An 11,396-nucleotide genomic window follows, 5' to 3' on the forward strand; every position below is an offset into this window, starting at 1 on the left:
CCCGGCTCCGCCGGGCGATTGAGGTGTTGGTACTGTTGGTTTACGAAACTGACCACTGGTAACTCCGCCAATCGCCCGATAAATCGGGCTCCCACAGCCTCGGCGCTCGGCGCTCGGCGCTGCTATAATATGCGCCCCTCATTCCCTGCGCCCTGTGGCGCCATCGTCCTGACAACGGTGACCTCCTATGCAAGCCCCCGAACTGCTCTCCCCCGCGGGAACGTTCAAGAACATGCGCTACGCCTTCGCCTACGGGGCGGATGCGGTCTATGCCGGCCAGCCGCGCTATTCGCTGCGCGTGCGTAACAACGACTTCAAGATCGACAACCTGCACAAGGGCATCGCCTACGCCCACGAGCGGGGCAAGCAGTTCTACGTGGCGTCGAACATCGCGCCCCACAACAGCAAGCTCAAGACCTACCTGCGTGACATGGAGCCGGTGATCGAGGCGGGCCCGGATGCGCTGATCATGTCCGACCCGGGGCTGATCATGATGATCCGCGAGCGCTGGCCGGACCAGGTGATCCACCTCTCGGTGCAGTCCAATGTGGTCAACTGGGCCGCGGCGCGGTTCTGGCAGCAGCAGGGCATCAGCCGCATCATCCTGTCGCGTGAGCTGTCGCTTGAGGAGATCGCCGAGATCCGCGCCGAATGCCCGGAGCTGGAGATCGAGACCTTCGTCCACGGCGCGCTCTGCATCGCCTACTCCGGGCGCTGCCTGCTCTCCGGCTACTTCAACCACCGCGACCCCAACCAGGGCACCTGCACCAACGCCTGCCGCTGGAAGTACAACACCGTGGCCGCCGCCCATGACGAGACCGGCGACCTGGTGCCGGCCAACTCCGCCCGGGCCCATGCCGGCAGCGGCATCTGGACGCCCGAGAGCGGCGGGCAGCCGGGCGGCCTGATCGCCTCCGGCGGCGGCAGCGCATCGGTAGCCATGGAGAGCACCGCCACCGCCGGCGGGGTGGAGGGCCAGGACGAGCTCTCGGCGCTGATCGAGGACCGCACCCGCCCCGGCGAGCTGATGCCGGTGTTCGAGGACGAGCACGGCACCTACATCATGAACTCCAAGGACCTGCGCGCCGTGCAGCACGTGCCGCGGCTCACCGAGATGGGCGTCACCTCGCTGAAGATCGAGGGGCGCACCAAGTCCCACTACTACGTGGCGCGCACCGCTCAGGTCTACCGCCGTGCCATCGACGACGCCGTGGCCGGCCGGCCCTTCGACATGCGTCTGATGGACGAGCTCGACAACCTGGCTAACCGCGGCTACACCGAGGGTTTCTACCGCCGCCACGTCCACGACGAGTACCAGAACTACGAGCAGGGCAACTCGGTGGGGGTACACCAGCAGTTCGTCGGCGAGGTGATCGGCTACGACCCGGACCGCGGCGTGCTGGAGGTGGACGTCAAGAACCGCTTCGAGGTGGGCGACGGCATGGAGCTGATGCTGCCCGGCGGCAACCGCCGCTTCGTGCTCGAGCATATCGAGAACCGGCGCGGCGAGTCCGTGGGCGCCGCCCCAGGCTCCGGCCACGTGGTGCGCATCCCGGTGCCCGGCGAGGCCATTGCGCCTGCGCGCATCGAGTTCGCCCTGCTGATGCGGGACCTGTCGCGATAGGCCGACAAGGTTTCCACACCGCCTGCACCATTGGGGACTAGGCTGATAGGCATCACCCCCATGGAACCGGAGGTTCACATGAGCAAGCGAATCGATCTGCGTATGGCGATGGCCGCCTCCAGCCTGGCGCTGCTGCTGGCAGCCGGCCCCGCCCTGGCCCAGCCCACCGACAATCCTGGCCGCGGCCAGGGTGCCTCCCAGGGCCAGGGCCAGGGGCAGGGCGAGCGCAAGGTGCCGCCGGGCCAGCAGAAGCAGGCCGAGGAGGCCCGCCAGCAGGGTCAGGGCCAGCCCGGGCGTGGCGCCGACCGCGGCCGGGAGGAGACCCGCGAACGCGAGACCTGGCGCGAGCGTGACCGCGACTCCTGGCGCGAGAGCGACCGGGAGACCTGGCGCGACCGCGACCGCCGCGATGACCGCTATCGCAGCGGCCCGGTGATCGACGAGCGGGAGCTGAGGCGGATCTTCGGCGAGCGCCGCGACTGGGTCCGCGAGGACGACCGGGCCGGCCTGCCGCCGGGCATCCGCATGAACCTGGAGCGCGGCAAGCCGCTGCCCCCGGGCATCGCCAAGCGCTTCGACGACCGCGCGCTGCGCGACCTGCCCCGCTACGACGGCTACGAGTGGCGTCGCGTCGGCCCCGACGCCGTGCTGGTCGATATCGCCAACGAAATCGTCTACGAGGTGCTCAGGGGCGTGCTCTACTGAGGCCGTGCCGAGTCGGGTAAAAGCCCGGCTCCGCTGGCGGTATGGGCAACGCGCCATGACGCCAGGCGACTCTCGGCCTAACCTGAGGGCCAGGAGTCCTGGGTGCCTTGCCGATGAACCCGCCACGCAGCCATGCCCTGCGCAAGGGGCGACAGTCGCTTCCTGGCCACTGCTATCTGGTGACCATCGTCACCCGGAACCGGCGTCCCTGGTTTCGCGACCCGGCGATAGCCCGCATTGCCTGTCGCAACCTCTACGCCGAGGTAGTGAGCCGCCACGGCGAGACCCTGGCCTATGTCGTCATGCCCGACCATCTGCACTGGTTGCTGAAGCTCGAGGACAACCTGGAGGATGCGGTCAGGGTCTACAAGGCCAGGGTTTCCCTGATGGCAGGAGAGAAGCTCTGGCAGCGGGGCTTTCATGATCACGGCATTCGCCGGGAAGAGGATCTGCGCCGGGTGGCCCGATACGTGGTGGCCAACCCGTTGAGAGCAGGGCTGGTGGATGATATCCGGGACTATCCCTACTGGAATGCCGTCTGGCTTTGAACGATGAAGCGTGAGGTAGGGGCATGCCTCGGTGGCCTTGTGTTGTTCCCGGCCTTGCGGAGTCTGGTGGTAGCCCGGCTCCGCCGGGCGATGGCGGTGTTGGAAGGCTATCTCGTCACCGCCGAGCCAGATTGTTTCTGATATCGCCGGAACACTGCATCGCCCGATAAATCGGGCTCCCACCAGTAGGGGCCTGCCTTGGTGATCTGGAAATGGCTCCATCGCCGAGAGATTGGGCCACCACCGGTGGGGTCTGGCTGAATGGCATGGAAAAACTGCCGATGGTGCGGAGTCTGGTGGGAGCCCGGCTCCGCCGGGCGATGGCGGTGTTGGAAGGCTATCTCGTCACCGCCGAGCCAGGTTGTTTCTGATATCGCCGGAACACTGCATCGCCCGATAAATCGGGCTCCCACCAGTAGGGGCCTGCCTTGGTGATCTGGAAATGGCTCCATCGCCGAGAGATTGGGCCACCACCGGTGGGGTCTGGCTGAATGGCATGGAAAAACTGCCGATGGTGTGGAGTCTGGTGGGAGCCCGGCTCCGCCGGGCGATGGCGGTGTTGGCAGCCTTTCAGAATGGCTCCAGCCTTGAAGGCTTCAGCTATCGCCCGATAAATCGGGCTCCCACCAGTAGGGGCCGGCCTCGGTGATCTGGAAACGGCTCCATCGCCGAGAGATTGGGCCACCACCGGTGGGGTCTGGCTGAATGGCATGGCAAAGCTGCCGATGGTGTGGAATCTGGTGGGAGCCCGGCTCCGCCGGGCGATGGCGGTGTTGGAAGGCTATCTCGTCACCGCCGAGCCAGGTTGTTTCTGATATCGCCGGAACACTGCATCGCCGAAATGTCGGACCACCGATAAATCGGGCTCCCACCAGTAGTTGCCTGCCTTAGTGGCAGCTCACATCACTAACATGTCGGACCACCGATAGATCAGGCTCCCACCAGTAGAGGTCTGCCTCGGTGGTGACGTCCCTCACCGGTACCGATACACCCGCAGGCTGGGCAGGAAGGGCTCGTCCTCGAGCTTCTCGTCGCGGCGGCGGGCGCGGGTGCGGGCTTCCGGCGGCGTGGGCTGCGGCAGGTTGTGGTCGGGCAGGCGGCCGTCGGGGGCGGGCACGAACAGCGGCAGCGCCACATTCATGGCGCGGCGGGTGCGGCCGTCCTCCAGCGGTTCGCGGTAGAAGAGATTGGCGCGCATCAGCGGCGCCTGGCGCTGCACCTGGGCCAGGGGCTCGCCTTCGGGGATGCCGGCCAGCCGCCGCAGCTGGATCCGCACGTGGGCGGCGTCGCTGTCGAGCTTCAGCAGCTTGTGCTCCGCCTCGCGCACCGTCAGCCGCTTGATGGAGCGCCCGCTGGTGTACCAGGCCAGGCGCACGCGGGCCACCGGCGCCTCGGCCACCGGGATGTGCCGCCAGCACTGCTTGAGGTGCAGCCGCGCCAGGCCCTGGCCGCGCAGGTGGTCGTGGAGCTCGAGATGCCGGAAGGGCAACACCGCCTTGGCCTCGGGGATCAACGACGGCGCGTCCTCGCGGATCCGGGCCAGCAGGGCGCCCAGCGCCGCCTTGGCGGCATTGGCCTCGGCAACTGCCTCCATCAGCGGTTCATTGGCGGCCACCAGGCCGATGTGGGCGCGGGTCGCCCGGCCGTCCTGGCCATCCTGATACCAGACATCCAGCAGGGCGTGACGCAGCCACTCGGCCGCCCGCTCGGCGCCGACCGGCTCCGGCTCGCCGAAGATCCAGCAGGCGGCAGGGCGCCGCCGGAAGGTCGCGGCCACCGCCTCGCAGCGCTCCACCAGGGTGTCGAAGGCGGCTTCCAGCTCGGCCAGCAGGCGATATTCGGGACGGGGCGGGTGGCTCAACGCGGGGTCACTCCGGTTCCTGGAAGCCACGCTCGGCGCGCAGGATCATCTCGTCGATCTCGGTCTCGTCCATGGCCGGCTCACCGGCGATGCGGCGGGAGCCGTCGGCCCAGGCGCCCAGGTCGATCAGGCGGCAGCGCTCGCTGCAGAAGGGGCGGTAGGGATTATCCTCGCGCCATACCACCTTCTTGCGGCACTGGGGGCAGGCGACTTCCAGGGGGCGGTCGGATTGGCTCATGGGGCTCCTTGGAGGCGTTGTCGTTCGAGGGTAGGGCCCATGGTAACCGGCCGCGGGCCGGAAGGGTAATGGGCCGGCGCCGCGGGCTCAGGCCGGCGGCTGGCCGGCCAGGGCGCGATACTGCCGATCCAGCTCGGCGACCCGGCGGCGCATCTCGTCCTCGCTGCCGCCGTTGTCCAGCACGTCATCGGCACGGGCCAGCCGCTCGGCGCGGGGCATCTGGGCGGCGACGATGGCGCGGGCCTGGGCCTCATCGACGTCGTCCCGGGCAGCGGTGCGCGCGATCTGCACCGCCTCGGGCACGTCGATCACCAGGGTGCGGTCGACCAGCTCGCTCTGGCCGGACTCGAACAGCAGCGGCGAGACCAGCAGCCCGTAGGGCGAATCATCCGCCGCGATCCGCGCCAGGTGCTCCCGCAGTCGCTCGCGGATGCGCGGGTGGGTCACCGACTCCAGCCAGCGCCGCTCGGCCGGCTCGGCGAAGACGATCTCGCGCAGCGCCCTGCGGTTGAGGGTGCCGTCGTCGTTGAGCACCCGCGGGCCGAAGCGCTCGGCAATCTCGGCCAGCGCCGTTTCGCCCGGCTCGACCACCTCCCGGGCCACGTCGTCGGCATCCACCCAGGGCACCCCCAGCGCGGCGAAGGCCCGGGTCACGGTGGACTTGCCCGAGGCGATGCCGCCGGTCACGCCTACAATCATCGTCACCTCCGGACAGGCCCTACAACACGAAGAAACTGCCATACACCGCCATCAGCGGCTCGCCGCCCAGCAGCGCGATCCAGCCGGCCAGCGGCAGGTAGGGGCCGAAGGGCATGGGGGCGCCGCGTAGCCGCGGCACCGCCAGCTGCACCAGGATGCCGATGATGGCCCCTACCCCGGCGGAGAGGATCAGCAGCAGCGGCAGGGCCTGCCAGCCCATCCAGGCGCCCAGCGCGGCCAGCAGCTTGAAGTCGCCGTAGCCCATGCCCTCCTTGCCGGTGATCAGCTTGAAGGCCCAGTAGAAGCTCCACAGCGCGAGATAGCCCGCCATGGCGCCGATCACGGCGCTGGGCAGCATCAAGGGCTGGAACAGCAGCTGGTAGGCGAGCCCCGCCCACAGCAGCGGCAGGGTGAGCAGGTCGGGCAAGAGCTGGGTGCGCAGGTCGATCACCGCCATGGCCAGCAGCGAAAGGCAGGCCCCCAGCACGAACAGCCCCTGCCAGGTGGGGCCGAACAGCGCCACCGCGGCGAGCGTCAGCGCGCCGCCGGCCAGCTCCACCAGCGGGTACTGGGGGCTGATGCGCGCCTCGCAGTTTGCACAGCGACCGCGGCGCTTGAGCCAGCCGATCACCGGCAGGTTGTCGTGCCAGGCGATGGGGGTCTCGCAGCTGGGGCACATCGAGCGCGGGGTGGCCAGGTTGAAGGTGGAGTGCTCCTCGGCGGGCAGCTCCAGCGCGTCGCGGGCCTCGGCCCGCCAGCCCTGCATCAGCATCACCGGCAGGCGCACGATTACCACGTTGAGGAAGCTGCCCAGGCACAGGCCGACGAAGGCGGCCAGGGGCCAGAGCAGGGAAGGGGGGAGGTCCAACAAAACGTCATCCTTGGATAGTGATGGGTTGCGAGCCTTCAGCTTTCACTCAGGCTGGTCAGTTCTGGTGGGAGCCCGGGTCCCCCGGGCGATTGGCGGGGTTTGTTACGCATCAAATCGTCTTGAACGAAGATAACTCCGCCAATCGCCGAAATGTCGGACCACCGATAAATCGGGCTCCCACCAGTGGTTGCAAGCCTCAGCTGCCTCAGCCATCCGTAGAGGCATCGAACTGCGGGAAAACCTGGCTCCGACCGCCTTGCCCTTAGATCACGCTACCCAGCTCGAAGATCGGCAGGTACATGGAGATCACCAGGCCGCCGACCAGCACGCCGAGCACCACGATGATGAAGGGCTCCAGCAGCGAGGTGAGGGTGTCGACCATGTTGTCGACCTCCTCTTCGTAGTAGTCGGCCACGCGGTTGAGCATGGCGTCGAGCGAGCCCGCCTCCTCGCCGATGCCGACCATCTGGATGGCCAGGGCCGGGAACTGCTCGGTCATGCGCATGGCGAAGGCGAGCTGCTGGCCGGTGGCCACGTCCTCGCGGACCTGGCCCACGGCGCGCTCGTAGACCTTGTTGCCGGTGGCGCCGGCGGCGGTGTCCAGCGCCTCCACCAGCGGCACCCCGGCGCCGAAGGTGGTGGCCAGAGTGCGCGAGTAGCGCGCCACGGCAGACTTGTCGAGGATCTCGCCGATCACCGGTATCTTCAGCGACCAGGCGTGCATGCGGTAGGCGAAGGCCTCGGACTTCTTCATGCCGGTGCGGATGAAGAAGATGAAGGCGGCGATGCCCAGCACCCCCCACCACCAATAGGCCTGGAAGAACTCGGACAGGGCGATGGTCATGCGCGTCATGGCCGGCAGCTCGGCGCCGAAGCCGTGGAAGAGGCTCTCGAACTGCGGCACCACCTTGATCAGCAGCAGGGCGGTGACACCGATGCCCACGGCGATCACCGCCGCGGGATACCAGAGCGCCTTCTTCACGCGCCCCTTGAGCATCTCCACCTTCTCCTTGTAGGTGGCGACCCGGTCCAGCATGCGGTCCAAGGAGCCGGACTGCTCGCCGGCCTCCACCAGGTTGGCGAACAGTCGGTCGAAATGCTGGGGGTGGCGCTTCAGCGCATCGGAGAACGTCGACCCGGCCGCCACGTCGTTCATCAGTTCCTGCACCAGAGCGCTCATGGCGGGCTTCTTGAGGCTCTCCGCCACCACCTGAAAGGCCTGCAACACTGGCACGCCGGCGCGGATCATGGTGGCCATCTGGCGGGCAAAGAGCATGATGTCCTTGGGCTTGATCTTGCCCATGCCGCCGCCGAAGCCGCCTTTGCGCTTGACGTTCTTGACGATGATGTTCTGGCCCTGGAGGATCCGCTCGACCTCCATCTTCTGGGCGGCGATGATCTCGCCCCCCACCCGGCGCCCGCCCGGGCCCTTGCCGCTCCAGTTCCAGCGGTAGAGCTTGGTCTTCTGGTGGGCTCGCAGTTTCCGTGCTGTGGCCATGGTGGACTCCCTGTTCCCTGATGCTGCGTATTCGTTTTAATGCGTTGGCCTGTTGGCCTCCTACCGTCAATCCTTCGTCACCCGGTTGATCTCCGCCAGGCTGGTCACCCCCTGCATGGCCTTGAGCAGGCCGCTGCGGCGCAGGTCCGGGTGGCCCTCCCGGCGGGCCAGCTCATCGAAGTCCATGGAGTTGCCCTGCTTCATGATCAGGTTGCTCATCGCCTCCGAGATCGGCACCACCTCGTAGATGCCCACCCGGCCCTTGAAGCCCTTGGTGCACTGGCGGCAGCCCACCGGCTCGAAGATGGTGGCGTTGGCGATCTCCTCCTCGGTGAAGCCCTGCTGCAGCAGCACCTCGTGGGGGATGTCCGCCGGCTGCTTGCAGTGCTTGCAGAGCTTGCGCGCCAGGCGCTGGGCGATGATCAGGCTCACGGAGCTTGCGATATTGAACGGCGCCACGCCCATGTTGGCGAGGCGCGTCAGCGTCTCCGCCGCGGAGTTGGTGTGCACCGTGGAGAGCACCAGGTGGCCGGTCTGGGAGGCCTTGACGGCGATCTCGGCGGTCTCCAGGTCGCGGATCTCGCCGACCATCACCACGTCCGGGTCCTGGCGCAGGAAGGCACGCAGGGCGCTGGCGAAGTCCAGGCCGATCTTGGGCAGCACGTTCACCTGGTTGACCCCGGGCACCTTGATCTCCACCGGGTCCTCGGCGGTGCAGATGTTGCGCTCCACCTGGTTGAGGATGTTGATGCCGGTGTAGAGGGTCACCGTCTTGCCGCTGCCGGTGGGGCCGGTGACGAGTATCATCCCCTGGGGCTGGTCGAGCACCGTCTCGTACATCGCCTTCTGCGCCGGCGTGAAGCCGAGCTGCTCGATGCCCAGCTGCGCCGAGGTGGGGTCGAGGATCCGCAGCACCACCTTCTCGCCGTAGACGGTGGGCAGCGAGTTGACGCGGAAGTCGATGGAGCGGGTCTTCGAGAGCTTGAGCTTGATGGCGCCGTCCTGGGGCAGGCGCCGCTCGGAGATGTCCAGCCGCGACATCACCTTGAGGCGCGCCGAGATGCGCGAGCGCATGGCGAAGGGGGGGTGGGCCACGTCGTGGAGGATGCCGTCGATGCGAAAGCGCACCCGGTAGCTGGTCTCGTAGGGCTCGAAGTGGATGTCCGAGGCGCCGCGGTGGATGGCGTCGAGCAGGATCTTGTTGACGAACTTGATGATCGGCGCGTCTTCGCTGGCGGCACTGGCCTCGGCCTGAATGTCTACCTCGCCGTCGGTGCCCTCGTCGCCGTAGCCCAGCTCGCCGATGGCGTCGTCCACCCCCTTGAGCTCGTCGAGCATGCTCTTCTCGCTGCGGGCGAGGTAGCTCTCCAGCACCGGGCCGAGCTGGTCCACCGGGGCCAGCACCCCCTCCGGGGTCAGGCCGGTGGCGAACTGCAGCTCGTCGAGCTGGGCGAGGGTGGAGGGGTAGGGCACCGCCACGGTGAGCCGGTGGCCGTGCTGCACCAGCGGCAGGATCTTGAGCCGGCGCAGGATCTTCTCGGGGAAGGCGTCCGCCTTGGGCAGCGTCTCGGGGCGGATGGCATCCAGGTCGATGATCGGCAGGCCGTACTCCCAGGCGGACGACAGCGTGGCCGGCCGGGCCGCCACCAGGCCGGAATCGATCACGTGCTCCAGCAGCGAGACCTCGGCCTCCTTGGCCTCCAGCTCGGCCCGGGCCGCCGCTGCCTCGGAGAGCCGCCCGTCCTGCACCAGCCGGCGGGCCAGGCCGCGCAGGCCGCTGGCACTACCCGGGCGCGTGCTTTCCAGCGGGGTGTCCAGATGCGGCGGTGGGGTACGGTAGTCGTTCATGGCGTCTCGCGGCTGTCGGTCAAGGCGGGTGTCGGTCAAGCTGGGCGCACGGCGGCGAGCCCCTTCAGGCTGGCGCGAATCACCTTCCCATTCTAGCCCCACCCAGCCGCCCCCGCCCAGCGCCGTACCACGCGGATTCAACCTTTTGGGGGACCAAACTGGTGCCGCCAGGGGGAGTTTTCCCGATTCGGGGCAATCCGGCCTTGCAAGGTTGCGAAGCGTAACTTAATGTAAGCATAGGGTCGCGCCGGGCAGGGCGCGGCCCATGCAGAGACGAAACGATTGTAACCGGTAAGCCGAAGGTCAGTTTTCTCTGGTGGGAGCCCGATTTATCGGGCGATCAGCGGAGGCCAACGAGGTCGGAATGCTTACCACCACACCCCCGCACGGGCGGCAAGAAGAAGGCATATGCCAGACGCGCCACGGCGGACGCATCAAAAGGGGCAGGACCATGAAGAAGCAAGGGTTGAACAAGTACGTTAAACATGGTCAGGGTGGTTTTACCCTGATCGAACTGTTGATCGTCGTGGCGATCATCGGGATTCTGGCGGCGATTGCGATTCCAAGGTATCAAGACTATATAGTGCGTTCACAGTTCAGTTCGGCTTTATCAACAGTAAGAGGAGTATTGACTCAATCAGAAGACAATGTGCTTAATGGTAGAACACTTACAGTCACTCCAGGGACTGCTGGATACATAGGGGTTGGTGGGAACCAGCCTAATGGTGAAATCACTCTAGCTAATGAAGATGCTTCTAATGCGGAGATTACCTTTACATTTTGGTCTTCTGATGGTATCCCTTCAGTACTCCAAGGACAAGGGTTTACCTTTGCTAGAGATCCCGATGCTGGTTGGAACTGCACGGCCACCATTACAGATGACAATATTGTTCCAAATTCCTGCCAATAAGATTTCTTCTCTGTTTGCCGGCTATCAAGCCGGCATTTTTTTGTTTTGCGCGAGGCATGGCGCGCCGCGCCTGACTGTCGCTGTTCCCGAAAGTGAAGTGGACCCCATCCTTCGGACCACCTGACAGGTCATCTAAGCTCGGATAGGATCATCATCGGCGTCAGGCCGCCTGTTTCACTGGTTGTGGGAAGTACACCTCATCCGGTGTTGCATCGTCCAATCCCTGATGGGGCCGCTCCTGGTTGTACCAGGCGAAGTAGCGACCCAGCTCCTGCTTCAGGTGCGCGCCGTCCTTGAAGGCCTTGAGGTAGACACACTCGTACTTCACGCTGCGCCAGAGCCGCTCCACGAAGATGTTGTCCCGGTAGCAGCCCTTGCCGTCCATGCTGATGGCGACGCCGTGAGCCTCCAGGACACCGGTGAAGGCCTGGCTGGTGAACTGGCACCCCTGATCGGTATTGAAGATCTCAGGCTGTCCGTGGCGTGCCAAGGCCTCCTCCGTAAGCGCTCCACAAACCCCATCTGTTGCGGCGTGAGTTAGACCGGTAGCGTGTCTTTCCAGCGCCAGGGCAGCAGCGTGTCGAGGTCGTCACC

The 11,396-nt window shown here is 66.6% G+C and carries 11 protein-coding genes; 4 read left to right on the forward strand and 7 right to left on the reverse strand.

Going from position 1 to position 11,396, the window contains the following annotated elements:
* Nucleotides 1–187 precede the first annotated feature (187 nt).
* The 3 genes from trhP to BDK63_RS17655 all read left to right on the forward strand — a co-directional run bounded on the left by trhP (nucleotide 188) and on the right by BDK63_RS17655 (nucleotide 2,877).
* Entirely contained in the window at nucleotides 188–1,624 is a 1,437-nt protein-coding gene (gene trhP / locus BDK63_RS17645; RefSeq protein ID WP_183334367.1) for a prephenate-dependent tRNA uridine(34) hydroxylase TrhP, read from the forward strand.
* Between the two features lie 78 nt (nucleotides 1,625–1,702).
* Nucleotides 1,703–2,329, forward strand: coding sequence for an anti-virulence regulator CigR family protein (locus BDK63_RS17650; protein WP_221202678.1), 627 nt, complete (start codon nucleotides 1,703–1,705; stop codon nucleotides 2,327–2,329).
* A gap of 113 nt (nucleotides 2,330–2,442) precedes the next feature.
* Entirely contained in the window at nucleotides 2,443–2,877 is a 435-nt protein-coding gene (locus tag BDK63_RS17655; protein WP_183334368.1) for an REP-associated tyrosine transposase, read from the forward strand.
* Between the two features lie 973 nt (nucleotides 2,878–3,850).
* Here BDK63_RS17655 and BDK63_RS17660 read toward each other — a convergent pair.
* The 6 genes from BDK63_RS17660 to pilB form a co-directional block, all read right to left on the reverse strand.
* The gene (locus tag BDK63_RS17660) at nucleotides 3,851–4,738 is read right to left on the reverse strand and encodes a DNA replication terminus site-binding protein (protein WP_183334369.1); all 888 of its coding nucleotides are present in this window, start codon (nucleotides 4,736–4,738) and stop codon (nucleotides 3,851–3,853) included.
* Nucleotides 4,739–4,745: 7 nt separating this feature from the next.
* Nucleotides 4,746–4,976 carry a DNA gyrase inhibitor YacG gene (gene yacG, locus BDK63_RS17665; protein WP_183334371.1) on the reverse strand — a complete coding sequence of 77 codons (231 nt, stop codon included), beginning with the start codon at nucleotides 4,974–4,976 and terminating at the stop codon, nucleotides 4,746–4,748.
* A gap of 87 nt (nucleotides 4,977–5,063) precedes the next feature.
* Complete coding sequence (coaE, locus tag BDK63_RS17670; protein ID WP_183334373.1) at nucleotides 5,064–5,675, reverse strand: dephospho-CoA kinase; 612 nt, start codon at nucleotides 5,673–5,675, stop codon at nucleotides 5,064–5,066.
* Nucleotides 5,676–5,694: 19 nt separating this feature from the next.
* Nucleotides 5,695–6,543, reverse strand: a complete 849-nt coding sequence (locus BDK63_RS17675; RefSeq protein WP_183334383.1) for a prepilin peptidase — start codon at nucleotides 6,541–6,543, stop codon at nucleotides 5,695–5,697.
* 265 nt (nucleotides 6,544–6,808) lie between these two features.
* On the reverse strand, nucleotides 6,809–8,044 hold the full coding sequence (locus BDK63_RS17680) for a type II secretion system F family protein (protein WP_183334375.1): 1,236 nt from the start codon (nucleotides 8,042–8,044) through the stop codon (nucleotides 6,809–6,811).
* Between the two features lie 66 nt (nucleotides 8,045–8,110).
* Complete coding sequence (gene pilB / locus BDK63_RS17685) at nucleotides 8,111–9,892, reverse strand: type IV-A pilus assembly ATPase PilB (RefSeq protein ID WP_183334377.1); 1,782 nt, start codon at nucleotides 9,890–9,892, stop codon at nucleotides 8,111–8,113.
* 451 nt (nucleotides 9,893–10,343) lie between these two features.
* Here pilB and BDK63_RS18725 point away from each other — a divergent pair, with 451 nt between their 5' ends.
* A complete protein-coding gene (locus tag BDK63_RS18725) occupies nucleotides 10,344–10,802 on the forward strand; it encodes a pilin (RefSeq protein ID WP_183334379.1) in 459 nt (152 codons plus the stop codon).
* A gap of 160 nt (nucleotides 10,803–10,962) precedes the next feature.
* On the opposite strand, the gene BDK63_RS17695 is transcribed toward BDK63_RS18725, so the two are convergent.
* Nucleotides 10,963–11,370, reverse strand: a complete 408-nt coding sequence (locus BDK63_RS17695) for an integrase core domain-containing protein (protein WP_183334385.1) — start codon at nucleotides 11,368–11,370, stop codon at nucleotides 10,963–10,965.
* Nucleotides 11,371–11,396 lie beyond the last annotated feature (26 nt).

This window comes from Halomonas campaniensis (assembly GCF_014193375.1).
In the GTDB taxonomy this organism is placed as follows: domain Bacteria; phylum Pseudomonadota; class Gammaproteobacteria; order Pseudomonadales; family Halomonadaceae; genus Halomonas; species Halomonas campaniensis.